The organism is Spirosoma koreense (assembly GCF_054777875.1).
Window position 1 is genome coordinate 237,831 of record NZ_BAAHAC010000002.1, and the last position, 24,225, is coordinate 262,055.

Here is a 24,225-nt window from a genome sequence, read left to right on the forward strand (position 1 = left end):
AGGTTATACTCAATCATACCCTACAAAATTTGGCATTTTTCATGAAAAACTGTACTAATCTATTAATTGGGCTTCTGCTCATGCCTGCCCTTATTTTCGGACAGGCTAAAAAAGGAGCGAAGTCAGTCGACAAACTTGAAAAACTGAAACAGGAAGCCGTAGCGGCCGTTGAATCACGCAAAGACCTGGCCCAGCAAATCAACGACAAGCTGTTCAGCTTTGCAGAACTGGGATTCCAGGAAGAAGAGTCATTTACCTATTTGACAGGACTGCTCGAAAAAGAAGGCTTTAAGGTAGAAAAAGGTGTGGCTGGTATTCCAACCGCCTGGATTGCAACCTGGGGATCGGGCAAACCACTCATTGCCATTGGCTCCGATATCGACTGTATTCCGAAAGCAAGCCAGAAACCGGGGGTTGCCTATAAAGACCCGATTGTCGAAGGTGCTCCTGGCCACGGCGAAGGCCATAACTCCGGTCAGGCGCTCAACATCGTAGCGGTGCTGGCCGTGAAGCAGCTCATGGAACGGGAAAAAATTCCGGGTACGCTGATGCTGTGGCCGGGCGTGGCCGAAGAGCTTGTCGGCACCAAAGCCTTTTACGTTCGGGACGGTTATTTCAAGAATGTCGATGCCTGCATTTTTACCCACGTCGGCAACAACCTGGGCGTTTCCTGGGGCGACAACGGCAACAACGGTCTGGTATCGGTCAAGTTCAATTTCGAAGGGCAGGCCGCCCACGCAGCCGGAGCGCCCTGGCGCGGACGGAGCGCCCTGGACGCGGTCGAACTGATGAACATCGGCTGGAATTTCCGGCGCGAACACCTCGAACTGACCCAGCGATCGCACTACGTGATTTCGGACGGTGGCGACCAGCCGAACGTAGTTCCTTCGAAAGCTGCTGTGTGGTATTATTTCCGCGAGCGGACGTATCCGAAAATCAAGAAACTCTTCGAAACAGGGGTTAAAATTGCCGAAGGAGCGGCCCTGATGACCGATACGAAGTTCAGCTACGAAATTCTTGGATCGGCCTGGCCTGTACATACGAACAAAGTTATGGCTGCTGCGGCTTACGAGAACATCAAAAAAGTGGGCCTGCCCACCTGGTCTGAAGAAGATCAGTTGCTGGCGCGGGCGTCGCAGCTGGAGTTACAGGCCCCTAAAATGAGCGGTCTGGCGACCAAACTGGATTCGATGGGCATGCCAACCTCGTCGGCACCGGTTGTGATGATGGGAGGTCAGGCAATGACGCCCATGGGCGGTGGTTCCGACGATATCGCCGATATTTCGTGGTCTTTACCGACCATCGTTCTGCGGTATCCGAGTAACATTCCCGGCCTGCCGGGTCACCACTGGGCCAATGCCATTTCGATGGCAACGCCCATTGCGCATAAGGGGGTTGTGTACGGTGCCAAAGCCGAGGCTATGACGTTGCTAGACCTGTTGCTCAAACCCGAAATCATCAAAGAAGCCTGGGCGTATTACAAAGACGAACAGACCAAAGATATTAAATACGAGCCGCTGATTTCGCCCAAAGAGCAACCGGCCATCTACCTGAATAAAAAGATCATGGCTGAGTTCAAGCCGAAGCTGGAGCCGTTCTATTATGATCCGGCTAAAAACAAAACGTATCTGGAACAACTGGGCATCAAATACCCAACCGTCCGCGACGATCAGCGCGAAGCCGTGAAAAAGCAGTTGGAAAAAGACAAAGAGAAACCGGCCGCAGCTAAAGTTTCTTCGTCGCGCTCCGAATAGTTTTTTCTGTCATGCTGACGAAGGAAGCATCTTAACGTGTCATGATGTAGCTATTTCCTTCAGCAGCAGAACGAAAAAAGCTGCCTGATCCGATCAGGCAGCTTTTTTTATAAATAACCTTCAACTGTGTATTATTTCAGTACTACTTTCACCATGACCGGTTGGTGATCCGATGGGTAACGCTGCTCTTTGGCATCGGTCAGCACCCCATATTTCAGCACATTGAATTGCTTGCTGACGAAAATGTAATCGATCCGTTTGTCCATCGGCGCATCGAATTTAAAGCTGTTAAAGGTGCCTTCGGGGCCGTAGGCCGGCGTGGCCGACACACTGCGTGAATCGCTCAGCAGGGTCTGGACGGTCTGGATCTGCTCCGTTTCGGGCGTCGAGTTGAAGTCACCGGTCAGAATGACCGGCTCGTTTTTGGCAATTTCCTTGATCTTGGCTACCATCAATTTCCCCGATTGCCGACGAGCTTCTACCCCCTGGTGGTCGAAGTGAACGCTGAAGAAGTAAAAGTCTTTTTTGGTTTTCAGATCGCTGAACTTTCCCCAGGAGCAAATGCGATTGCAGCAGGTGGCATCCCAGCCTTTACCCGGCTTGTCGGGTGTTTCGCTCAACCAGAAATTGCCTGACTGCAGCACTTTGAAGCGGTCTTTGCGGTAAAAAATAGCCGAGTGTTCGCCCGCTTCCTTGCCATCGTCGCGCCCGACGCCGATAAACGCAAACCCCTTTAGTTCGGCGATGTCGTTCAACTGCTCACGCAGACCTTCCTGGGTGCCGAAAATGTCGAATTCGTGAAACTGAATCAGCCCCTTTACATTCTCCTTCCGGTTTTCCCAGGCATTGGGACCGTCGTTTTTATTCTTATAGCGAAGGTTATAGGTCGCAACCGTAATCGGGTCATTTTTCTGGGCAAAAGCCGTGGGAGCAGCCACCATAGCAGCTAGTACAAGAAGAATCACTACGCGCATTTCTGTTGAGTTTATAAAGTGAATGTTTGTGTTCTGACGGCGAAACTGGCCCGTCAGAACACATATGTACGTTGGTTTACCAGCCTGGATTCTGACCAATCTTCGGGTTGATCAGCAAATCATTCGACGGAATGGGGTAAAGATAAAACTTGTCGTCCCATTTGCGGGGAATATTGGCCAGCCAGGTCAGTTCGCCGTAGGTGTCGTTTTTCAGCCGTTGCGGATTAGCCACCCCATTGACCGTTTCAGCTACGTTGACGTAGGTAACGCCGGGCAGTTGGGTAGCAGGTTTCACTTTGTAGAAGACGACATCGGCTTTACCGTCTTCGTTCAGATCCAGCGGTTTATCCAGCGCGGGCACGTAAAACCCATTCCAGACCTGTTCCATCAGCGGTCCGCGGTTCCAACGAATAATATCCGGAAAACGGAATCCTTCGAGCACCAGTTCGATACCGCGCTCCCGACGTACTTCCAGCAGAACAGGATCGGAAATATCCGGGAAATAATTCGTTTTCAGGTAATTATCGACTACCGTTGGTTTGGTCGTCAGGCCGTTTGTGATGCCGGCCCGCTTCCGTAACGCGCCGATGGTTTTCGCCCAGTCTTCGTTGCTCAGCGTGCCCAGTTCGGTCTTGGCTTCGGCGTAGTTGAGCAGGATTTCGGCGTACCGCATCATCGAAATGGAGTTGATGTTGCGCGAACCGCCGTCGTAATACACGTCGTCCAGCGACCATTTGATGGGCATGTAGCCCGTATAGGTGTAGGAGAACACCGGCGGAGCGGGTTCGGTAGCACCAGCGTTGGTACGCGTATAGTTACCCGCCCGAATCGTTTGCTGCAGGCGTTTGTCGCGGCCTTTTACCTCCTCCATAAACGTCAGGGTCTGGTAGTTCGGCTTATCCGTGAACGGGGTACCATCGATGTTCAGGTAGGTGTTCACAAACGTCCGGATCAGGCTCACCCGTGCGCCATAAGTTGCGCTGGTCCACCACCAGTTAGCGTCATTATACACGCTCAGCGTCGGGTCGGCAACGACCGCCAGCATAATTTCATTGGTAACCGGTGTGGTGTTGGTGAACAGTTGCCGGTACGATTTTTCGGTACCGCCCGTTTCGTTGAGGCTGAAGCCACCCTCTTTCATGACTTTGTCGGAAGCATTCACCGCTTCGGTCAGCCATTTATCCGCGGTACTTCCCAGGTTGTAGCTGGTCCTGTATTTTCGGAACGTCCCTTCGAACAGACAAACGCGTGACTTGAACCCATAAGCTACGTATTTCGTGATCAGGCTCCGGGTATTATCGCTCGTGGTTTTGATGTTATCGCAGGCATAATTCAGGTCGGCCAGTACCGAGTCCATTACCATCGCCCTGGGGTCGCGTGCGTCATATAAATCCGGATCGGTAACGGTCATGGCTTTGTTGATCCAGGGAACATCGCCGAAACGCTTTACTTTCTCGAAGTAAAACCAGGCCCGGAAAAACTTCGCCAGACCGATGTAATGGCGCTGCACATCGGGTGCAATGGACGGGCTGTTGCAGTTGGCAATGAAATAGTTGATGTTCCGCAGGGCTGTCCAGTCCCAGCCGGTGCTTTGCTGAGGACCGTAGGCTCCGGCGCGTAGAAAATCGGGTATTTGGGTCCGGGCGGCATAATCGGCCATCTGGTCGCCTTCGTGGATATCGCTGGCACCGGGCAGGTTGTCGTAAAACGAATTGACGTATAAATCAAGACCACCCGTGCTGCTGAAGACAGCGCCTTTCGATGCGGTAGATTGCGGTACCTGTTCCAGTTCACTACAGCCCGTCAGGAAAAGAATGATCAGGACGAGCCAGTTGTATTTTGTGTTCATGATGATTCGTTTAAGATTAGAACGTGGCCGATAATCCCATGGTGAAACTTTTCAGGATGGGGTAGTTATTGCCGTTTCCGCTGCTGCCGTTATTGGGATCGCTGGCGTTGGTCGATGGATTCAACACCGTATCCGAGCGGCCGATGTTTTCGATGTCCAGATCACGGGTAACCTTATACAGCGGTGACCAGGTCAGCAGGTTCTCGCCTGATACAAAAATGCGGGCGCTGTTCATACCGATTTTCTGGATCAGCGGCCGGGGCAGGTTGTAGCCGATCTGGATATTCTTCATCCGCAGGTAGGCCGCGTTCTGGAGGTAGCGCGTCTGGGTCTGGGCCAGTTCGCCGGAGCTATTCTGAGCTACGTAACCACGGTAGCGCGGCAGGTACGCGTTCGGGTTATCTTCCGACCAGATGTTACCCAGCTGCCACTCCGGTATTTTGTTGTAGGGCCGGTTATACTGCCCCCAGAAAATAGCCGCTTCGGACCCTGGATACCAGTCCTGCTTGCCGACGCCCTGAAAGAAAGCCGAGAAGAAAAAGTTGTTCCAGTCGGCACCGAGCATAATTCCGTAGGTGTAACGTGGGGTAGTGTTACCGATCACGCGCCGGTCGCCGGGGTTAGCCACCGTATTGTCGCCATAGCTGATGACCCCGTCGCCGTTGAGGTCGCGGAATTTAATATCGCCCGGCAGCAATTGACCCGTGTTGGACGCTTTGTACAGATTCTGCTTGGGCGACCGGGCAATGTCGTCGGCCGAGGTGAAAAAGCCTGCCGTTTCGTAGCCCCAGATCTCGCCCACTTTCTGGCCGACGTAGTAGGTCGAGTTATCAGTGGTTAGGCGTTTGTTGGGGTTGTTGAAGTTGTCGATAGTGGCCTGGTAATCCGACATCGTCAGACGAACCTCGTAGTTAAACGGTTTGCTCGCCACCTGAAATTTATCCCGCCAGGTCAGCACCGCTTCCCAGCCACGGGTGGTCAGGTCGGCGTAGTTACCTTTGGGCACCGTCGTTCCAAACACCGCGGGCAGGGTCATACCGGTCGTAAACATCCCGGTTGTTTTACGGATGTAGGCATCGCCCGTAAAAACCAGCCGGTTGTTCAGCATCCCCAGGTCGAGGCCGAGGTCCGAAGTCGTGGAGGTTTCCCAGGTCAGCCCGTCCGGAATAACCGTCGGTTGCCGGGTCGTCTGCGGTTTCACGCCGTTCAGCACCCGGGTCGACTGGGTAATGTTGAACTGCTCTAGAAAGGCGTAGGAACTAATGCTCCCATTACCGAGAGAACCGTACGACGCCCTGATTTTCAAATCAGTAACTGCTTTGGGCGACACTTTCCAGAAGGGCTCATTCGACACGCGCCAGCCTGCCGATACCGAAGGGAAGAAAGCATAGCGCTGACTGGTCGGGAATTTAGACGAGCCGTCGTAACGCCCGTTGGCTTCAAGCAGATAGCGGTCTTTATACGAGTAGTTCAGTCGGTAGAAACCGCCCAGAATGGCCCAGGTTTCCATGCCACCGCTTGTGGTTATGGATTGCCCCAGCGCCAGGTTGATATCTTTGGCGTTTTCGTAAATCAGTCCGTTTCGTACTACTTCGAGCCGCCGGTAGTTCGAGTGTTCGTAGTTATAACCCGCCAATACTTTCACGTAATGATTCGGGTTGAAGCGCGGTTCGTATTCGGCGTAGAGGTTCGTGGCCGTATAGAGGGTTTCGCGGTAGATATTCTGCAGATCGTTCGTGTTCGTCCCTACGTATTCGATAACCCCCGGTTTGCGGCTGTACGGCACCGGCACGCGGGTCCGATATTCGTTGTTATCGGTCGTCTGGAAGGTGAAGTTTCCGTTTACCCGAAATTTATCGTTGAAGAACTTCGTCGAGAAATCCGCCGTATTCCGGAATACCCGCCGGTCCATATCGATGCCGTTCTTGCCGTACCAGAAATCGCCGACGGTGTACGCAGCCGAGTAAGTTAGGGTTCCGTCGGGGTTGAAGAGCGGGGCAACCGTATGGCCTTCGTCGGAAATATTCCGCCATATACTACCACCTTCACCCACGTTCAGCGGGTTGTGGTATTTCATAGACGAGAAATCGGCGTTGTTGCCAATTTTCAGCCACGGATAAATCTGGATCGATCCTTTGGCCCGAAGACTCAAAATCTTGTAATCGTCGGAGTTGTACTTGAAAATACCGTCCTGGCTGTAATAGCGGCCCGTTACGTAAAAATCCGCTTTGCCACTGCTCCCCGAAAACGACAGGTTGTGTTCGGTGGCGCTGGTGCTCTTTTTGTACAGTTCACCGTACCAGTCCATATTTTCGTAGTACACATACTCGCCCGTGGTCGGGTCCACAACGGTTTTAGGTAAGCTCGGGTCGTTGTTCCGGCGCTCCAGCTCGGTCAGGTAAGCCGGCGAAAACTTTACGGTCTTATTGATGTTCTGTGGCGTCTGCGAATAATCGTTCCAGGCCGACCAGCCTTCGTTGAACATCTTGGCAAACGTATAGCCGTTGGTCACGTAGTTGGGAACCGTCGTGGGGCTTTTGATCGAGTGATTGACCGAATACGTAAAACTAGTCCGGTCTTTCGTCGGGCTTTTAGTCGTAATCAGCACGACACCGAACGCACCCCGCGCCCCGTAAATGGCGGCCGACGCGGCATCTTTCAGCACCGAAACCGTGGCTACATCGTTGGGATTCAGACGGCTGGGGTCACCTTCTACCCCGTCGATCAGCACCAGTGCGCTCCCGCCCTGCCCAATCGAGGTGGTACCGCGGATGTTGTAGGTCGGCGACTGTATGGGTTTTCCGTCGCCCATTACCAGGTTAAGGTTTGGGATGGTACCCTGCAACCCCTGGCTCAGGTTCGGCAGCGAGCGGTTATCGAGCACTTCGCTGGTAACCTGATCGACGGCGCCCGTCAGGTTTACTTTTTTCTGCGTGCCGTACCCCACGACCACCACTTCCTCCAGCGACTTCGAATCGACTTTCAGCGTAATACTGATAACGCTCTGATTACCCACGACCACTTCCTGCGGCAGATAGCCTACGAAGGAGAAAATCAGCGTGGCCGACCCGTTCGGAACTGTGATCCGATACTGGCCCTTCGCGTCGGTGGTCGTTCCGCGCTGGGTACCTTTCACCACCACGCTCACACCGGGTAGCACCTCGCCTTTGTCGTCGCTGATGGTACCCGAAACGGTCTGATCGGCACTCGTTACCGCCGATACCGGAAGCGCCTGAATGGTTGGCAACATAAACGACGACGATTCCGCTACTTTTTTGCGGAGCAGAATGCGCGAACCGACTACTTCATACGAAACCCGCAGTGGACTGAATAAATCGTCCAGCACTTTCGAGAGTTTGCTGTTCGATACGTTGACCGACATTTTCTGGTCGGCCCGAATGCTGTTTGCACTATACACAAACTTGACGTCTGCCTGTTTTTCGAGCCGGTTCAATATTTTCCAGACTTCGGTGGCCTCCATTCTCAACGAAACTTCTTTGTTGAGCACCTCCTGAGCCAGGGTATTTTCGGCAAACAGTAAGCCACAGAAAGCAACGGACAGTACGAGCTGTACTACCGTCAGTTTCAGACCATCGAGCAGAATTTTTTTTACGTGTATTCGTCTCATCATACTAGTAGGAAATTGAGTAAAAACCGCTAAAAGAAGCCATATGAGGGATTATTGACCATTTTTCAGCGCTAGTTTTTGGTGCCGCAAAAGTAGGTTTTCCCATATTACCGGCTGGTTAACTCTGGCGCTGTTATGTTAAGCTTTTGATAACTAATCAAGGCATCCTTCGCCATGAATGAAGAGTGTCGTACCTCGTCGTTCGTAGGTTGCGTTGACGGATTTACAGATTAGATCCAGCTGTACGAAGAGCGGTAAATCGTTTAAGTCACCGTTGAAAATGCAGCGGTTCAACGCCTGATTTTCGATCAGGATTTCGACGCCATAGGCTTTGTTCAGGGCAGCAAATACCTGGGTGAGTGGGGTTTTGTCAAACACGAAACTGGTTCGCGTTTCGGGCGGCTGAACGAGTTGAGGCACTTCGACCAGACCCGGTGTCAGCTTTTGTGAGGCTTTGTCGAACGTAATTTTCTGGTTCGGAATCAGAATGACTCCGTTGCGGCTGCTGACCGACTTTTCCGATGATTCGTAGACCGATACCCGCCCCCGGGTTACCAGCACTTCGATGGCTTTGTCTTCGTCGTACGAGCGGATGGTGAAGCTGGTACCCAGTACCTGCGTTATCAGCGCGCCCGTATGCACCATAAACGGCCGGGCAGGGTCGCGCCTGACATCGAAAAACGCTTCGCCCTGCAAATAAATCTGCCGGGTTTTATCACCAAACCGTTCGGGATAGCTTAGGCTGCTTCGTGGTTTCAGCACAACTGCGCTTCCGTCTTTTAAACTGATTCGCTGCGCTTTATCCGTCGTATTTTTTATCGAAATCGTGTGGGGCTGCTCCACCGCTTCCCCCTGCGCAACCACAGCCGCGCCCGTTGATGGCCGCACCGGCCATTTCCAGTATAAACTACCGGCCATCAGCAAAAGCACAACAGAAGCGGCCACCGCGCCAGTTGCCACCCACCCACCCCAACGGATCAGAAACGGCTGGCGACGAAGCGTGTGTCGATAAAGACGATTCCATATCTGCTCCCCGATAACCCGCTGCTCGACCTGATCGAGGGGGGACGCACTTTGTTCCAGCTTTTTTTCCGACCATTCGTGAAGTAGTTTTTCTTCTCCCGGGCTACTCTGGCCCGCAAGGTACTTCTCAACCAATTTATCGAAATCGTACTGGTTCATTGGGTGTGCGTTTGCTGCGAATCAATTATCCGACTGATAGACCTTGAGCTGGCCCTGTAATACTTTAAGCGACTTGGTAATGTGGTATTCGACAGCCTTTTCGGACAGGCTCAACTGGCGGGCAATGTCTTTGACGGGCTTATTCTCGAACCGGCTGAGCCTGAATACTTCGCAGGTTTTCTCGGGCAGCTTTTTCATGACCTCCTCCACGGCTTTCGACAGATCCGAAAACTGGACCGTTTCGTCCGTCGACTCGGCCTGGTGCAATTCGTGCAGAATCAGATACTCCTGGTAGCGCCGATGCGTAATTTTCGATTTGATGTAGTTCGTCACCAGGTGTTTGATGGAAATGACCAGGTAAGCACTCAGGTGCCGGATAACTGCCTGATCCCGTTTGTTCCACAGGCTTTCGAACAGATCATGTACTAACTCTTCGGCGTCTTCGCGGCTACCGGTTTCGTGGTAAGCCACACAGAATAGCTTGTACCAATAGCGATTGTAGATCTCCGCGAAGGCTTTCTGACTGCCTTCTTTGAGAGAACAGATCAATTCCGCATCGGTAAATCCTGCCTTCATTGAACTGAGTGATAAAATTTATGGGTAGTCAATTTAAGGCGCATAATCCCTAAATAATTTTTAAAATTATACGATAAATACAATATAGGTGGTGAAAATTTGATTTTTTGAGGCTATAAAGCTCTCCAAGATCCGCACTTGAGGTACCCCAATATGGGTCAGACGCTGAGTTTGTCATTCCGACGAAGGAAGAATCTTAAGGGTTGACTGTCTCTAAGATTCCTCCTTCGTCGGAATGACAAACTCAGACATTTTCCAAAATTCTGAATAGTTACTGCAGGAAGAACAGACGCAAAAATCTCTGAACCGATGTGGTATCTCAACCTACATGCTACATAAAACCCCATCGCCGGAACAGGTATAGCATTGAGCCATATCCATTCGGGCAATGGGGTTCAACCGGTTCATGACCAGGTTACTTTTTTGCTTATTTACTATTTTTCCAGTTGGCCGAGAACCGTCTGAATAGCGGCCTGATCACCATCGATTTCGATACGTTTGTGCGGATTGGTAAAGCCCGCTACGAGGGTCAGGCTCGATTTGGGCAGCTTGAATTCTTTCGCCAGAAACTCGATCAGGTAAGCGTTTGCCTTCCCGTCCTGGGCGGGTGCTTTAATTTTAGCGTTCAATTGTCCGGCAGCGTCATAAAACAGCTGGTCCCGTTTGCTGCCGGGTTTTACTTTCAGGTGCAGAGTCACCGCTTACACATTGACGTTATAATTCAGCTTGATCTCGTCGCCCGTCATTCCCCGAAATCCCCAGTTATGCGCCGGACTTTCGAGAATACAGATTTCCAGATCGGCAGTTGCCAGACCCAGCTGCTCCGTAACGCGTGCATAAAGCAGGTGAATCAGCTTCTTTTTGGTTTCGACCGTACGACCTTCTATCATCATCAACTCCAGAATGATGTAGCGGTCGGATGCCGTAGCCGGCCGAAAAAAATCGTCATTGTCCAGATAGAAAAAGCGGTGCGCGCGTTTGTTTTCCGGAAACTGAAGCGCTTCGACTACACAGCCGTGAATCACGTCCGACAGTTGGTTCCGGATGGGCAGCAGTTGCTCGCGAACACCGTATATTTTTACCTGACTCACGCTACTTCGGGTTTTAGTTGGCCCGCCAGCACGGCAATCCCTTCTTCGAACGTGTGCGGGTCGTAGCCCAGTACCGTCCGGGCTTTGTCGAGGATGAAGCCGGTACGCGGAGGCCGACGCGCGACCTGCGAGAACGTAGAGGCATCGACGGGTGTAATCAGTGATTTATCGAGGCTAAAATAATCGGCTGTTTTAATAGCCATGTCGTAGGGGGTCAGAACGCCTTTGCCGGAGATATTGAAAATTCCCTCAGCTTCTTTGTCGGCGATCAGGTAGCATCCCATCGCCAGATCTTCTGCCAGCGTCGGGCTGCGCCACTGGTCGGTTACAACCTTGATGTTTTTACCGTCTTCAAGCGATTTCTTTACCCACAAAATGATGTTACTCCGGCTCATATCGTGGGCAATACCGTACACGAGCATCGTTCGGGCAATGGCCCAGCGTATGTCCGAATGCCGCACGGCTGATTCGCCCGCCTGCTTGCTCCAGCCGTAGAAACTAATTGGGTTGGCCTCGGCCGTCTCGTCGTAGGGTCCGGCGGTACCGTCGAAAATAAAATCCGTTGAAACATGCAGCAGAAACGCATTCGTTGCCCGGCAGGCTTCAATGATGTATTCCACAGCGTGCACGTTTTGCGCCCAGCAGGCGTCTTTCTGCACTTCGCACTTATCCACATCGGTCATGGCCGCTCCGTGGATAACTACGTCCGGACGAACTTCACCGATGGTATCCAGCACCTGCTGCCGATCGGTGATGTCCATGGATCGATACGTGTAGCCGTCCGAAAACGGGAGCCGATTGTCGCCCCGCGCGGTGGCCGTTAATTCGACATCCGGCTGCTTCATCAACAATCCGACTAATTTTTGCCCCAGCAGTCCGTTGGCGCCGGTAATGAGAATACGTTTCATAAAAGTTTTAACTAATAGCTATCAGGGAATCGTCAACAGACTTAATACGGACTACTGTCCACTATCGACTGATGACTAAAATTTATACCCGTACTGTTTGGTAATCTTCTTTTTCTTCACCCAATCGCCGGTGACGGTCATCCGGATGTCTTTTACCGGACGATCCATTTCATTGCGCGGTTGTTTGGCCACGCTGTCGACCACGGCCAGGCCATCGATCACTTCCCCAAACACCGTGTAATTGCCGTCCAGATGCGGAGTTCCACCTAGCGTTTTATACACCTGCGCCTGCTCGGGCGTAGGCACCCGACCGTTCATGGCCTGAATTCGCTCTACCTGTTTTTGCAGACCGGCTTCATCCCAGACGCGCCCCTGCACAACGTAGAACTGACAACCACTCGACGCTTTTTCGGGGTTATTGTCGCGGGCAGCGGCCAGAGCACCTTTCTTATGAAAAAGCGTCGGAACGAATTCGGCCGGAATCTTGTACCCGACATCACCGTTGCCCAGTGGCTGGTCGGCGGTTGCTTTCCGCGAGTTCGGATCGCCCCCCTGAATCATAAAATTCTGGATGATCCGGTGAAACAGCAGCCCGTCGTAGAATTTCTGATTTACCAGCTTGATAAAATTTTCCTTATGCTTCGGCGTCTGGTCGTAGAGCACGAGCCGCATCGGTCCAAAATCGGTGGTTAGCGTTATCAGGTAATCTTTTTTCTTCCGGTTCTGAGCCAGCAGAACGGTAGGCACCAGGATAAAAATAAATAAAAGTCTCTTCATCAATTCAGGAAAACAGCTTAGAGGTAACGGATTGACTGGGCTCACAAAGCGACCCGGTTCTTAAAGGCATCTTTCAGCCGCTGATCGTGCGTCACCACGATCAGGCTGGCCCCGATCTGCTCCGATTGTTCACGCAGCAGACTGACCACACGGTCCGTATTTTCGTCGTCCAGGCTAGAGGTTGGCTCATCGGCCAGAATAACATCGGGTTGGTTCATCACGGCCCGGGCGATGCTCACCCGCTGTTGCTCGCCCTGACTGAGCTGATTTGTTTTCTTGCCCAGTTGATCGCCGAAGCCCAGTTGTCCGGCCAGTTCACGCGCGCGGTTTCTGTCCTGAGGCTTATTGGCCAGGTAGTTGGCCATCAGCAGGTTATCCAGCACCGACAACGAACTGACAAAGTGCGGTTTCTGGTAAACGATCCCGACGTGTTTAGCCCGGAAGGCCGCGGTTTCAGCAACGGTCAGTTGCGTTAGGTCGGTCTGGTCGATCACTACCGAGCCGCTTTTGGGCTTGAGTAACAAAGCCAGCAGATGCAGGAAGGTGGTTTTTCCGGTACCGGAGCGGCCCAGAATCAGCAGCGCTTCGCGATTGGCGCACTGAACATCCGGAAACGAGAACCGTTTCGAAGGGCCGTATTCAAACGTGAGTTGATGGGTTGCCAGCATTGGATTCGGGCGAGTACGCACAAAAATAGACAAAAGCCCGTAATTTCGCCGGAGACTCAAGAGGTAATGAATAATGGATCATGTAAAATGAATGATGGGTGCTGCATCAGTGTACATTATTCATTTTACATGATCCATTATTCATTACTCATTAAACCTCATTCCCTTGAAACGTATCGCCATTTTTGCATCGGGCTCGGGGTCCAATGCCGAGAAAATTGCTCATCATTTTGCCGATAATCCTGAGGTAGACATTTCACTGATTCTCTCGAATAACCCCAAAGCCGGTGTCATCGAGCGCAGCCGACGTCTGCATATTCCCGTTCTCCTCTTCGACCGAGCCACGTTTTACGACTCTGACCGAATTACACAACTCCTACTGAACCAGAACGTCGACCTGGTGGTGCTGGCCGGATTCATGTGGTTGATTCCGACAGATCTGGTTCGGGCATTTCCAGCTAAAATCGTTAACATTCACCCGGCTTTATTGCCTAAATTTGGGGGAAAGGGTATGTACGGGCATTACGTTCACGAAGCGGTTGTGGCGGCTGGCGAAACTGAATCTGGGATCACGATTCACTACGTCAACGAACGCTATGATGAAGGGCAACGGATTTTTCAGGCGAGTTGCCCTGTGTTGCCGACCGACACACCCGACGACGTAGCCCACAAGGTACAGATACTGGAACACCAGCACTACCCCAGAGTCGTGGAGGAAGTATTAATGACGCACGAAAAATAATACACGGATGAGTATAGTCAGGGTACTGTTCCTGCTTGTTTCGGTGAGTGTAACGGGTTGTTTCCGACCCGCGGTTTATCTGCAGAATAAACCCAATTATCCGGTCGATGTGTTCTACGAAAATCAGCGACCCGAACGGCCCTTCGAGCCCCTGCAGGACCTGGAAGTACAGGGGGAAGTGCCGCTGACAGACCGGCAGTCAAAGAATCACCGGATGCTGAGCCGGGGGAACGACATGCAGCAAAAAGAATTGATGCTATCTCGGCTGACCATGCAGGCGAAGAAACTGGGAGCCGATGCGCTGGTAGCCGTTCGGTATACATACTACACCTCGCTGACCGACAACGGCTACCTGATGACCGGACTCGCCGTCAGGTATAAGCACGAACATGAGATGACAGCCAAATAAAACAGCCCGCAAACTCGTCGGAGTTTGCGGGCTGTTTTATTTGGAAGAAATAGCTATTTAACTTCCTCATAGTCAACGTATTCACCGCCCTTATATCTTGAGCTGTCGTCTTTCGATGGACGCGCGTCAACCCGGACTTCTCCTTCATGCCGCTTGCCCCGAATATCGCCCTGTCTTTTTTGTTCTTTCACCAATTGACGACCGACCAGCAAATAAAATACAAATCGGCGCACGGGTGGCACGAATAAAATAATCAGCGTGATGATAAACAGATATTTAAGTAGCATCTTAACGTCTTGTTGGTACTAGTTTAACGCGCCGGAGCGCCGTTTAGTTTTCGGTTTCGTCGAGCGGTTGTTATCCGGTTTGACTGGTCAGCTGGCTCTATCACTAAAAAGCATATTTGCCAGAACTCTACTGCTGACCATATAACGTCTTGCTGGCCGCTTCGTATTTGTCGCCAGCCGACCATTGAGGACGCGTTGGCCGGTTCGCGATCAGACGAGCCGTATAGGCATACGCCTGACAGAATCGCAGCAGGTAGTTGAAATTGACCGTTTCAGGATTGTCGGTGGCCTGGTGGTAGTATTTAGCGATTTCCTGATCGAACGATTTAAAACCTGGCGCGAAATCCGGTGCGGGAATACCCTTTGCGGCAAAATTCACATTATCCGACCGATCGAACAAGCCCTGCTCGGGTGCTGGGTCCGCAAAAACGCCTAAACCAAACGCTTTGGCACCCGCTTCGATTTCAGCCCGGGCGCCGGTCCGGTCGAGGCCAATTACCGAGATAAGGGTCGTATCGCTGTAACCGGCACCATCGGTATTCAGATCGAAAACGGTCTGCCTGAGGGGCACCAGCGGATGATCGGAATAATATTTACTGCCCAGTAAGCCGACTTCTTCACCGGTTAAAGCCAGAACCAGGATTGATCGTTTAGGACGCTGTACGCTTAGCGCTTTAGCTGCTTCCAGGATAGCTACGGTTCCAATCGCATTGTCGCGTGCGCCGTTGAAAATGCTGTCGGACGGCTGATAGACGTTCCCGCCCTGCTTACCAACGCCGACGTGATCGAAATGCGCGGAGAGTACCACGTATTCATTCCTGAGCGTCGGGTCCGTTCCTTCGATAATTCCGGCTACGTTAGCCGAAGGAGCCGTTGTTTGCGGCCGACCCGACGTACGAAGCGTAACCATCTGCCCGGCTTCTTTCAACTGTTTATACTGGTTATTGGCATTGTTCAGCCACAGATGCGTAACCGCTTTGCTAGCGCCTGACTCAGTCGGTAATGAAATCTGCTCGCGATTGAAATACTGGTTGACGAAGCCCCAGGGAATCGATTCGCTGTAAAGCTCGATCAGCGCAGCGGCTCCTTTGTCGGCAGCCAGTTTCCGCTTGTCTCTCGATGCCCGGAAAATCTCGCCGGGGCCTTTCGCTTCCGGCGACCCACCTTGGGCCACCACGATGCGCCCTTTGACGTCGCGTCCTTTGTAGCCATCTTCGCCATCGGTTAGTCCATAGCCGACATAAACCACTTCGCCCGATGTGTTTGTAGGGCCACCGGCCATCAAAACGAGCTCTTTGCCGAGCTGAAGCGTATCTTTCCCGACCAGCAGGCTGGCGGATGTGGCGGTTTTAACCTTTTCGAAATTAATCCGCTGAAAATAATCGCCCTGATCTCCAGCCGGTTTGAGGCCCAGCAGCCGAAACTGTTCGGCAATGTAGCGGGCGGCTGTCCAGTTGCCTTTTTCGCCCGTCCGGCGGCCTTCCAGCTCATCAGAAGCCAGAAAACGCATGTGCGATTCTGCTTCCGAACGAGGCATCGAAAACTCCGGGAGTTTGGATGATGCCCCAGCCGATGAAGTAACTTTACCACGAGACGCCCCGCTTTTAGCTGGCTGCGGCTGTGCCAATACAGACGTGGTCATTAACACAGAGCCGGTCAGCAAGGCCAGCACAGAAGATGTTTGCATGATGATTGGATTCTACACAAAAGTAAGAAAAAGCACATCCAGATTGACCACCTCGCCCTTGTTTACCCGCGCTTGTAATGTTGGCGGGCAAACCGCATAAAGGTATCGGCCAACCCCTCCGTGACACCCTGCAATTGAATGGAGTACAAATCTCGGTGGATCGAGAGCCCAGCGACGTCGAGGATTTTCAGGGTGCCCGCCCGGAGTTCGTGCTGTATGGCGAAGATGGAAATGAAAGCCATGCACCGCGAACTGCCAAGGTATGATTTTATGCTCTCGGTGCTTCCTAAATGCATGTCGATGGTCAGGTCGGTCAGTCGTACACCAACGCCCCGGAGGGCGTGTTCAATTACTTCGAGTGAACCAGACCCTCGCTCCCGCAGGACGATCGGCACCGCCCGCAGTTCGTCGAGCGTAATTTCGTCGCGGTCGGCCAGGGGGTGGTCGGCCCGGCAAATCAGCACCAGCTCGTCTTTAACAAACGGCGTGTACCGGATGTCGCTATGATGCGTTCGCCCCTCCACCAGCCCCAGGTCGATATCATTGTTCAGTAACTGCTGTTCAATCTGTTCGGTATTACCACTCAGCATCGAGATAGACACATCGGCGGATTGTTCATGAAAGCGGGCCAGCACCGGCGGAATCACGTACTGAGCCACAGTCGTGCTGGCACCTACCCGCAAGGTCCCACCCGATTCACCTTTGAGCGCATTCATGTCGAACTCGATCTGGCGGTACGTCGCCATGATGGTCTCGGCATGTCGAAGCAGCACGTTCCCGGCTGCGGTCAGGCTAATCTGATTCCCGCGCCGGTCGAACAGCGCAGTGCCGAACTGATGCTCAAGCTCCTGGATGTGCTTGGTTACAGCGGGTTGCGTCACATACAATTCGGCAGCCGCTTTGGTAAAGCTAAGTCGTTTGGCAACCGTGTAAAATACGTTCAGGCGAAAATCGAGCATAATCATTTTCGTCAAAATACGGCGTAATATCGACATGAAACAAAAAAGCCCGTCGCTAACCTAAGCGACGGGCTCTTAAAAGCATGTAAAAGTCCCTTATGCTTTCGGGCGTTTGTAGAGCGGTACCGTACTGCAGGGTTCACCAAAGAGCAGGCTTTGAACTACCGGTTTCAGCACACGGGTCAGCTCGACATAAGCGGCTATCGGAACCGGCACTTTCGAACAGCCTTTGACAACCACCCGCACATCGCGGTATGTTTCAGGGTCGATGCGGGCAATGGCGTCGAAATACAGTTTTTCTTCCAGATCGGCCAGCGTGCCAAACACGATCATATGGGCGTAGGGCTGCAACTGAAGCGTCAGTAACATATACGCCCAGGTCGGGATAATAGCGTCTTCTGTGCAGGTGATCGCTACGTTTTTACCGGCGTATTGGCTCCAGTCGTGCTCTTTCAGAAACGCCCGAAAATCTTTCTCTTTCAGGATCAGACCCATGTACAGGTTGTCTTTCAGGTCGTACACTACCCGTTCGCCAGGATGATAATAATCCTCCAGATCGAGCGTAATCAGGCCACTGCTGGCGACGCGGTTAACGATTTCGGTTTCCATGATTTTAATGCCTAATGGATAATGAATAACGTAAAATGGTCAATCAGCTCCATTATACATTTTACAGTATTCATTATCCCATGTAACGGTCGCCGGCTATGGAAAGGTTCTGCTAAAACGTGCACAGGCTGTCGGCTTTTTTTGCTACTTTTGTTTTTATCTATCATGACGAAACGTCTTAACTGCTTGACCCAATGAAATTTATCGTTTCCTCGTCTGTCCTGCTCAAAAACCTTCAGCATATTAATGGTGTCGTAGCCACCAACCCGATCGTTCCGATTCTCGAAAACTTCCTGTTTCGCCTGGAAGACGGAACACTTACGGTAACCGCTTCGGATCTGCAAACGACCATGACCACCCAGATTCCGGTCGAGGCCAGCGAAAACGGATCGATTGCCATTCCGGCCAAGTTGCTGCTGGATACGCTCCGCAGCCTGCCCGAACAGCCTGTCACGATCAACATCGATACCGACACGTTCGGCACCGAAATTCTGACCGACAATGGCCGCTACAAACTGTCCGGCGAAAATCCGATCGATTTTCCTAAGCTCCCGACGGTCAACAAAAATATGTCGGTCGATATGACCTCCGATGTACTGCTGAGCGCCATCAACAATACGGTTTTTGCCACCAGCACCGACGATCTGCGGCCTGCTATGACGGGGGTATTGCTGCAACTGACCGACGACAACGCTACGTTTGTCGCAACGGATGGCCACCGGCTGATTCGCTACCGCCGGACCGACCTGGGCTCTTCAGCCAGCACCTCGATCATTATTCCGCGGAAAGCGCTCCAGTTGCTGAAAGCTTCACTGCCGGAGAACGTACCGGTTACGGCGGAGTTCAGCCAGGCGAACGCGTCGTTTACCTTCGGGCCGACGAAACTGATCTGCCGGCTGATCGATGAGCGTTTCCCGGATTACGAAAACGCCATTCCGACCAACAACCCGAACGTGATGACGATCGGTCGGACGGATCTGCTCAACTCGCTGAAGCGGATCATGATTTACGCCAACCGCACAACGCACCAGATTCGCCTGTCGCTCAAAGCCAACGACAGCGGTCGACCGTCTCTGACCATTTCGGCCGAAGATCTGGATTATTCCAACGAAGCCAACGAAAAGCTCCTTTGCGAGTACGACGGCGACGCGATGGAAATTGGTTTCAACGCCAAACTGATGTCGGAAGTGCTGAGTAACCTGAGCGCTAAAATGATCTCGCTCGAAATGTCGGCACCGAACCGGGCCGGTCTGCTTATTCCGGCGGATAAAGAAGAAAACGAAGACATTCTGATGCTGGTCATGCCAGTTATGCTGAATACCTACGCATAAGTCAGTGAAGAGTGATGAGTGATGAGTGATGAATACCTTCGGCGTTTTACCAGCTATTCATCACTCTTCACTCATCACTCTTCACTTTTTAGTCTATGGCTTCCAAACGGACGGCGCCTGCCCTTGTTTTTATTTTTATTACGTTACTCATCGACGTTACGGGACTGGGGATTATCATTCCGGTTTTTCCGAAACTGATCGAACAGCTTATTCATGGCAACATCAGTCAGGCAGCCAGTTACGGGGGCTGGCTCTCGTTCTCGTACGCGCTGATGCAGTTCGTTTTCTCGCCCGTACTGGGCGGGCTCAGCGACCGCTTCGGCCGTCGGCCAGTCCTGCTGTTTTCTTTGTTTGGGTTTGGGCTCGATTATATTCTACAGGGCTTTGCGCCGACTGTCGAGTGGCTGTTTGTCGGGCGAATCCTGGCGGGCATTACGGGAGCTAGTTTCACCACCGCCAGCGCTTATATTGCCGACATCAGCACACCCGAAAAGAGGGCCCAAAACTTCGGGCTGATCGGCGCTGCCTTCGGCGTTGGCTTTATCCTGGGTCCGGCAATGGGTGGCTTTTTAGGTCAATACGGACCACGTGTGCCTTTTTTCGTGGCGGCCGGTCTGACGATGGTGAATTTCCTGTACGGCTTGTTTATCCTCCCGGAGTCGCTTGCTCCGGAAAATCGTCGTCCCTTCGACTGGAAGCGCGCGAATCCCGTTGGCTCCCTGATGCGTCTGGGTAAGTATCCCGTTATTCTGGGCATGGTCGCTTCGCTGGTCCTGATTTACATCGCTGGTTTTGCCGTTCAGGGGACCTGGACGTTCTACACGATGGAGAAATTCAAATGGGATGAAAAAACGGTCGGCTTGTCGCTGGCAGCTATTGGATTGTCGTTTGCCATTGTGCAGGGCGGTCTGAGCCGGATCATTATTCCAAAGCTAGGCCAGCAACGGGCGGTTTATGTAGGTCTGACGTTCAGCGCCATTGGTTTTGTGCTGCTGGGCATCGCGAGCCAAAGCTGGATGCTGTTTGCCTTTATGAGCGTTTATGCATTGGGGGGTATTGCCGGTCCATCTATTCAGGGAATCATTTCCAATCAGGTACCCGCTAACGAACAGGGGGAACTCCAGGGCGCGTTGACGAGCCTGACCAGCACGACGTCTATTTTCGGCCCGCTGATCATGACGAATCTTTTCTCGTATTTCACCTCGCCCAAAGCACCGACTTATCTGCCAGGCGCACCTTTTTATTTAGGCTCAGTCCTGTTTTTAATCAGCGCAGTTCTGGCTCGTCGTGGTCTTAAAAAGCGAATGACCATGCCAGTCGCTGAAGCCCAGGTCCAACCTTCAGCGGATTGACAAAGCACTATCGTCTGAAGGTTGCGCTTTGAGCCACCTATTCTTTTCGAAAATCCATTCCGTCGACGAGCAGCCCGGCGACATGTCCTGACGCATTGAGGCTAAATTGGGCCAATGCTTTGCCATACCAGGCTTTTTGAAGAGGACCATAAAACGTGTCGTAGTGCCAGTGACTCAGACGCGCATTCAGGCTATTATTGTTCACGTTGAGCACCAGTTGATTTCCTTGTACGTTTACTTCGGCCTGTCCATACAGTGGGCTGGTGTATCTTCCGGCATAGGCCACCAAAGGCAGGGAGGGCGCGGTGTTGGGGACACGCTTGTCGATAAAAGCCTGCCCGGCTTTTTTGTGCTCCTCCTTAAAGCCATCATACAGCTTTTTGAATTCGGCGCTCCAGTCGCGATTGCCGCCCAACGCAAATAGATCGAACGTTTTGTACATCAGCGCGTGGCGCACCTCCGCGTGGTCGTAATTGCCGAACACATAAACACCCAGTTTTTCGTCGGGTATTTGCCCGATGATGGCCGTCAGACCTGATAAACTGCCGGTATGAAAATTCACTTTATGACCTTTGTAATCGTGCTGATACCAACCCAGGCCGTAGGTTCGCCAGTTGGGCTTTAGTATCTGCATGGTTGGGTATTCGTCTTCCGGAAAGAACGTCTGCGGTTTAAACATTTCGGCCCAGGTTTGAGGCTTGAGTAAACGCCCACCGCTGTATTTGCCGCTGTCGAGCATACAGATCATCCATTTGCTAATGTCGTCGGCCGATGACCAGACTGCACCGGCCGAACCGATTTCGCTATCCGCTCCGTACTCGATGACCCGGATCGTATCGTTGATAGCGAAGTGCGGTTTGGTCAGGTTACTGTCCTTGATGTATCCCCGCTTGGGTGCCGTTCGGTTCATGCCCAGGGGTATAAAGATGCGCTCTTTGAGGAATTCAGCCCAGGTTTTGCCCACAATCCGCTCGATAACCCGCCCAGCGGCCGAATAAAACGTGTTCTGATACACGAACCCCGCCCGGAACGGATAGCTCGGTCTGACCAATGCCAGCCGCTTAAACATCTCATTAGCCGGAATAGTCATGGCTCCCGTCAGAAAATCGGTGCCACCAACACCCGTGTCGTGGATCAGCAGATCACGGATTTTGAGTTCGCGGGTTACGTATGGATCGTACAGTTGAAGTTCGGGCAGGTACTTACTCACCGGATCGTCCCAGGCCAGTTTACCCTCATCGACCAGCATACCCATCAGGGTTACGGTCATAGCTTTGGTTGTCGATGCGCAGGCAAACAGGGTCTGGGTATCGACCGGGTCAGGCTTGCCCAGTTCGCGGACACCGTATCCCTTCCGAAAAAGAACTTTATTGTTTTTAACGACAGCAATCGACAGGCCCGGCACGTTCCACTGTTTACGCGCAGTTTCGACATAATTGTCGAACTCCTGAATTTGTTTGGCAGAAGGGGATTGGGTAAATCCGGTAAAGGTGATTAGGTTAAAAAGAAAAAAGGCAATAATCCTCATGTGTATTCAGGGTATATGGCAAATGGCGCAATGTACCAGCAAGTTGAGGTACATTACGCCATTTTGCAATATTACAGACTGAACACGACATTAAATTTGAGAATCATGCCGTCTTCGGTTTTCATACCCATCAGCGACGGTCGCTCAATTTTGTAATCGCTCATACTGACCGGAAACTCGCCCGTCAAGGTCATTTTCCCGCCCGCTTCCTTGTGCGTCGCCTGAAGGGTGACTGGTTTGGCAACACCATGAAACGTCAGTGTGCCTTTTGCTGCCAGCGTACCATTATCGCCCGCGTGGATGTCGGAACTGGTGAAAGTTACATTCGGGTATTTTATTCCCTCCAGCGTTTCCATAGCGTGCGAATCCCGATTGTTATTGTCACTATCGAAGGAAGCCACTTTGATCGATACGGCAATGCTTTCGGGTTGTTTGGTTTCATCGTTGTACAGCATGGCGCAGTTCACATCATGACTGACGCCTTCCCAGCTATGAAGCGGGTGTTTGGCCGCGTAAATCACCGTCGATAACGCTTTATCTGCCATCAGCTTACGCTTCGCCTGCGGGGCCGTAAAAGCACACAGAAGCCCGATGGCTAGCCAGTAGCCATGCAACATCCAATAGTTTTTCATATGCTTAGAATTTTAAGGCAATAATCGAAGCGGCAAAGGCGCCGAAAGTAGTGTAAGCGGCCGCCCGGTGAACCGGCTTCAGCTCCGGATTCTGATCGATCATGTGTGCCAGAATATTGGTAGCTACCATACCCGTCAGGTGAACGATTGCCAGATACTTATGCAGCTTAATGGTCGTGAATCCTTTTCTGGGACCGATAATTGGTGGTGGAGTCGTAAGCGCCAGCACCAGGGTGGTTCCGTACGAGACGTTAATGAACGCAGCCGAACGCTCATGCCATTTCTTGATATCGACGTAATCCTGTCCTTTGGCGTTATACAGTTTAGCGCCCAGTATACCCTGCGCCACGAACCCAGCCAGCGTAACGAACCCGGTAATCTGGTGGGTTACGAGCATTGTCCGCCGAACTTTCAATTCATTGATGCGCCCTTCGGAGGTAAGCGGAGCAATTTTCATCGTCCGAAGCAACCCCTTTGGTCCCCAGAAAGCACGTTGGGTAAAGAGCATTTTATGGGGTAATAACGGCTGTGTCTCCGTCGAATCGGTCAGCCCGGCCAGCAGGTCATCGGCGGAATTGTCCTTGGCAGCCGGTGCAATTACCGTATCCCGACGAACAGCCGTCGAATCCTGAGCACGGAGGCTACTGGTGCCAAACCATAGCAGGGTAATCCAAAACACGTATTTCATCAGGATCGAGCTAAAAATTAAGCAGTTACAGTCAGGGTATTTCCGTCGGTACTGAGCGACGTCTTATACTGCGTCAGCGGTCGGCTGGCCGGGCCAACTTCCACAGCGCCCGTTGTACTGTACTCAGACCCGTGGTTTGGGCAATAGATATCGTCCTGCGCAGACCGGTACTGAACTTCCGTTCCTTCGTGAGTACAGGTTTTAGACAGCGCGATCAGCGAACCACTCTTCGCTTTCGCCACGATCAGGCTACCGACAATGACGTACTGACCAGCCGTTTTTAGTTTATTGTAGGTACTGTTGGTTAGGTCGAGCGTAAAATTGATGGCTCCTTTTGAGGTATCAGCGTTTCCGGTAAATCCGGCTCCGGTAGTAGGGTTTGTGCCGGTGGAGGGCGTCGGCGTTGGATCACTGCTTCCTTTTGAGCAGGAGGTCAGCGTCGTTCCCATGCAATAGAATGCCATAAGCGTTGCGCTGCTTAAGCCAAGGTTACGCAAAAATTCTCCCCGATTCATCTGGTCATTCGTTGGATTGGCTTTCATAAGATTAGGCATTTGATGTAGTTACACAGATTAAAAAAAACAGGTTGTATTC

At 52.2% G+C, this 24,225-nt stretch carries 23 protein-coding genes; 5 read left to right on the forward strand and 18 right to left on the reverse strand.

Going from position 1 to position 24,225, the window contains the following annotated elements:
- Positions 1–41 precede the first annotated feature (41 nt).
- Positions 42–1,754 carry an amidohydrolase gene (locus tag ACYVC2_RS01645; protein ID WP_461100531.1) on the forward strand — a complete coding sequence of 571 codons (1,713 nt, stop codon included), beginning with the start codon at positions 42–44 and terminating at the stop codon, positions 1,752–1,754.
- 131 nt (positions 1,755–1,885) lie between these two features.
- Here ACYVC2_RS01645 and ACYVC2_RS01650 read toward each other — a convergent pair whose 3' ends face one another.
- The 10 genes from ACYVC2_RS01650 to ACYVC2_RS01695 all read right to left on the reverse strand — a co-directional run bounded on the left by ACYVC2_RS01650 (position 1,886) and on the right by ACYVC2_RS01695 (position 13,407).
- Positions 1,886–2,728, reverse strand: coding sequence for an endonuclease/exonuclease/phosphatase family protein (locus ACYVC2_RS01650; RefSeq protein ID WP_461100532.1), 843 nt, complete (start codon positions 2,726–2,728; stop codon positions 1,886–1,888).
- Positions 2,729–2,804: 76 nt separating this feature from the next.
- Positions 2,805–4,577 (reverse strand): RagB/SusD family nutrient uptake outer membrane protein, encoded by a 1,773-nt coding sequence (locus ACYVC2_RS01655; RefSeq protein ID WP_461100533.1) that lies wholly within the window; start codon positions 4,575–4,577, stop codon positions 2,805–2,807.
- A gap of 16 nt (positions 4,578–4,593) precedes the next feature.
- Complete coding sequence (locus ACYVC2_RS01660; RefSeq protein WP_461100534.1) at positions 4,594–8,208, reverse strand: TonB-dependent receptor; 3,615 nt, start codon at positions 8,206–8,208, stop codon at positions 4,594–4,596.
- A 150-nt stretch (positions 8,209–8,358) separates the two neighbouring features.
- Positions 8,359–9,387, reverse strand: a complete 1,029-nt coding sequence (locus ACYVC2_RS01665) for a FecR family protein (protein WP_461100535.1) — start codon at positions 9,385–9,387, stop codon at positions 8,359–8,361.
- A gap of 21 nt (positions 9,388–9,408) precedes the next feature.
- A complete protein-coding gene (locus ACYVC2_RS01670; RefSeq protein ID WP_461100536.1) occupies positions 9,409–9,963 on the reverse strand; it encodes an RNA polymerase sigma factor in 555 nt (184 codons plus the stop codon).
- 434 nt (positions 9,964–10,397) lie between these two features.
- Positions 10,398–10,661: a DUF167 domain-containing protein gene (locus ACYVC2_RS01675; protein WP_461100537.1), complete on the reverse strand. Its 264-nt coding sequence runs from the start codon at positions 10,659–10,661 to the stop codon at positions 10,398–10,400.
- Between the two features lie 3 nt (positions 10,662–10,664).
- On the reverse strand, positions 10,665–11,054 hold the full coding sequence (locus ACYVC2_RS01680; protein ID WP_461100538.1) for a tautomerase family protein: 390 nt from the start codon (positions 11,052–11,054) through the stop codon (positions 10,665–10,667).
- Entirely contained in the window at positions 11,051–11,962 is a 912-nt protein-coding gene (locus ACYVC2_RS01685; protein WP_461100539.1) for an SDR family oxidoreductase, read from the reverse strand. Before ACYVC2_RS01685 ends, ACYVC2_RS01680 begins: the two co-directional genes overlap by 4 nt.
- Positions 11,963–12,037: 75 nt before the next feature.
- Positions 12,038–12,739 carry a peptidylprolyl isomerase gene (locus ACYVC2_RS01690; protein WP_461100540.1) on the reverse strand — a complete coding sequence of 234 codons (702 nt, stop codon included), beginning with the start codon at positions 12,737–12,739 and terminating at the stop codon, positions 12,038–12,040.
- 41 nt (positions 12,740–12,780) lie between these two features.
- A complete protein-coding gene (locus tag ACYVC2_RS01695) occupies positions 12,781–13,407 on the reverse strand; it encodes an ATP-binding cassette domain-containing protein (protein WP_461100541.1) in 627 nt (208 codons plus the stop codon).
- A gap of 166 nt (positions 13,408–13,573) precedes the next feature.
- Between ACYVC2_RS01695 and purN the strand changes: the two genes are divergently transcribed.
- Positions 13,574–14,149, forward strand: coding sequence for a phosphoribosylglycinamide formyltransferase (gene purN / locus ACYVC2_RS01700; protein WP_461100542.1), 576 nt, complete (start codon positions 13,574–13,576; stop codon positions 14,147–14,149).
- A gap of 7 nt (positions 14,150–14,156) precedes the next feature.
- Positions 14,157–14,558 (forward strand): hypothetical protein, encoded by a 402-nt coding sequence (locus tag ACYVC2_RS01705; RefSeq protein ID WP_461100543.1) that lies wholly within the window; start codon positions 14,157–14,159, stop codon positions 14,556–14,558.
- A gap of 53 nt (positions 14,559–14,611) precedes the next feature.
- Here the strand turns inward: ACYVC2_RS01705 and ACYVC2_RS01710 are convergent, their stop codons facing one another.
- The 4 genes from ACYVC2_RS01710 to ACYVC2_RS01725 form a co-directional block, all read right to left on the reverse strand.
- On the reverse strand, positions 14,612–14,845 hold the full coding sequence (locus ACYVC2_RS01710; protein ID WP_461100544.1) for a DUF4834 domain-containing protein: 234 nt from the start codon (positions 14,843–14,845) through the stop codon (positions 14,612–14,614).
- Positions 14,846–14,972: 127 nt separating this feature from the next.
- A complete protein-coding gene (locus tag ACYVC2_RS01715; protein WP_461100545.1) occupies positions 14,973–16,532 on the reverse strand; it encodes a M28 family peptidase in 1,560 nt (519 codons plus the stop codon).
- A gap of 62 nt (positions 16,533–16,594) precedes the next feature.
- Positions 16,595–17,491 carry a LysR family transcriptional regulator gene (locus ACYVC2_RS01720; protein WP_461100546.1) on the reverse strand — a complete coding sequence of 299 codons (897 nt, stop codon included), beginning with the start codon at positions 17,489–17,491 and terminating at the stop codon, positions 16,595–16,597.
- Between the two features lie 96 nt (positions 17,492–17,587).
- Positions 17,588–18,100 (reverse strand): DUF2480 family protein, encoded by a 513-nt coding sequence (locus ACYVC2_RS01725; RefSeq protein WP_461100547.1) that lies wholly within the window; start codon positions 18,098–18,100, stop codon positions 17,588–17,590.
- A gap of 194 nt (positions 18,101–18,294) precedes the next feature.
- Between ACYVC2_RS01725 and dnaN the strand changes: the two genes are divergently transcribed.
- Both dnaN and ACYVC2_RS01735 read left to right on the forward strand, forming a co-directional pair.
- Positions 18,295–19,431: a DNA polymerase III subunit beta gene (dnaN, locus tag ACYVC2_RS01730; protein WP_461100548.1), complete on the forward strand. Its 1,137-nt coding sequence runs from the start codon at positions 18,295–18,297 to the stop codon at positions 19,429–19,431.
- Positions 19,432–19,526: 95 nt separating this feature from the next.
- Complete coding sequence (locus ACYVC2_RS01735; RefSeq protein WP_461100549.1) at positions 19,527–20,783, forward strand: TCR/Tet family MFS transporter; 1,257 nt, start codon at positions 19,527–19,529, stop codon at positions 20,781–20,783.
- A 37-nt stretch (positions 20,784–20,820) separates the two neighbouring features.
- Here the strand turns inward: ACYVC2_RS01735 and ACYVC2_RS01740 are convergent, their stop codons facing one another.
- The 4 genes from ACYVC2_RS01740 to ACYVC2_RS01755 all read right to left on the reverse strand — a co-directional run bounded on the left by ACYVC2_RS01740 (position 20,821) and on the right by ACYVC2_RS01755 (position 24,173).
- A complete protein-coding gene (locus ACYVC2_RS01740) occupies positions 20,821–22,311 on the reverse strand; it encodes a serine hydrolase (protein WP_461100550.1) in 1,491 nt (496 codons plus the stop codon).
- Between the two features lie 71 nt (positions 22,312–22,382).
- The gene (locus tag ACYVC2_RS01745) at positions 22,383–22,943 is read right to left on the reverse strand and encodes a YceI family protein (RefSeq protein ID WP_461100551.1); all 561 of its coding nucleotides are present in this window, start codon (positions 22,941–22,943) and stop codon (positions 22,383–22,385) included.
- A gap of 4 nt (positions 22,944–22,947) precedes the next feature.
- On the reverse strand, positions 22,948–23,631 hold the full coding sequence (locus tag ACYVC2_RS01750) for a hypothetical protein (protein ID WP_461100552.1): 684 nt from the start codon (positions 23,629–23,631) through the stop codon (positions 22,948–22,950).
- A 17-nt stretch (positions 23,632–23,648) separates the two neighbouring features.
- Complete coding sequence (locus ACYVC2_RS01755) at positions 23,649–24,173, reverse strand: QcrA and Rieske domain-containing protein (protein ID WP_461100553.1); 525 nt, start codon at positions 24,171–24,173, stop codon at positions 23,649–23,651.
- Positions 24,174–24,225: the final 52 nt, after the last annotated feature.

What these genes read in the sequence shown, in the direction of transcription:
- ACYVC2_RS01670 (WP_461100536.1), bottom strand. Translation starts at nt 9,963, where the DNA reads ATGAAGGCAGGATTTACCGATGCGGAATTGATCTGTTCTCTCAAAGAA.
- ACYVC2_RS01720 (WP_461100546.1), bottom strand. Translation starts at nt 17,491, where the DNA reads ATGCTCGATTTTCGCCTGAACGTATTTTACACGGTTGCCAAACGACTT.
- ACYVC2_RS01750 (WP_461100552.1), bottom strand. Translation starts at nt 23,631, where the DNA reads ATGAAATACGTGTTTTGGATTACCCTGCTATGGTTTGGCACCAGTAGC.
- ACYVC2_RS01685 (WP_461100539.1), bottom strand. Translation starts at nt 11,962, where the DNA reads ATGAAACGTATTCTCATTACCGGCGCCAACGGACTGCTGGGGCAAAAA.
- dnaN (WP_461100548.1), top strand. Translation starts at nt 18,295, where the DNA reads ATGAAATTTATCGTTTCCTCGTCTGTCCTGCTCAAAAACCTTCAGCAT.
- ACYVC2_RS01660 (WP_461100534.1), bottom strand. Translation starts at nt 8,208, where the DNA reads ATGATGAGACGAATACACGTAAAAAAAATTCTGCTCGATGGTCTGAAA.
- ACYVC2_RS01645 (WP_461100531.1), top strand. Translation starts at nt 42, where the DNA reads ATGAAAAACTGTACTAATCTATTAATTGGGCTTCTGCTCATGCCTGCC.
- ACYVC2_RS01725 (WP_461100547.1), bottom strand. Translation starts at nt 18,100, where the DNA reads ATGGAAACCGAAATCGTTAACCGCGTCGCCAGCAGTGGCCTGATTACG.
- ACYVC2_RS01655 (WP_461100533.1), bottom strand. Translation starts at nt 4,577, where the DNA reads ATGAACACAAAATACAACTGGCTCGTCCTGATCATTCTTTTCCTGACG.
- ACYVC2_RS01665 (WP_461100535.1), bottom strand. Translation starts at nt 9,387, where the DNA reads ATGAACCAGTACGATTTCGATAAATTGGTTGAGAAGTACCTTGCGGGC.
- ACYVC2_RS01755 (WP_461100553.1), bottom strand. Translation starts at nt 24,173, where the DNA reads ATGAAAGCCAATCCAACGAATGACCAGATGAATCGGGGAGAATTTTTG.
- ACYVC2_RS01690 (WP_461100540.1), bottom strand. Translation starts at nt 12,739, where the DNA reads ATGAAGAGACTTTTATTTATTTTTATCCTGGTGCCTACCGTTCTGCTG.
- ACYVC2_RS01740 (WP_461100550.1), bottom strand. Translation starts at nt 22,311, where the DNA reads ATGAGGATTATTGCCTTTTTTCTTTTTAACCTAATCACCTTTACCGGA.
- ACYVC2_RS01735 (WP_461100549.1), top strand. Translation starts at nt 19,527, where the DNA reads ATGGCTTCCAAACGGACGGCGCCTGCCCTTGTTTTTATTTTTATTACG.
- ACYVC2_RS01650 (WP_461100532.1), bottom strand. Translation starts at nt 2,728, where the DNA reads ATGCGCGTAGTGATTCTTCTTGTACTAGCTGCTATGGTGGCTGCTCCC.
- ACYVC2_RS01745 (WP_461100551.1), bottom strand. Translation starts at nt 22,943, where the DNA reads ATGAAAAACTATTGGATGTTGCATGGCTACTGGCTAGCCATCGGGCTT.
- ACYVC2_RS01715 (WP_461100545.1), bottom strand. Translation starts at nt 16,532, where the DNA reads ATGCAAACATCTTCTGTGCTGGCCTTGCTGACCGGCTCTGTGTTAATG.
- ACYVC2_RS01705 (WP_461100543.1), top strand. Translation starts at nt 14,157, where the DNA reads ATGAGTATAGTCAGGGTACTGTTCCTGCTTGTTTCGGTGAGTGTAACG.
- ACYVC2_RS01710 (WP_461100544.1), bottom strand. Translation starts at nt 14,845, where the DNA reads ATGCTACTTAAATATCTGTTTATCATCACGCTGATTATTTTATTCGTG.
- ACYVC2_RS01695 (WP_461100541.1), bottom strand. Translation starts at nt 13,407, where the DNA reads ATGCTGGCAACCCATCAACTCACGTTTGAATACGGCCCTTCGAAACGG.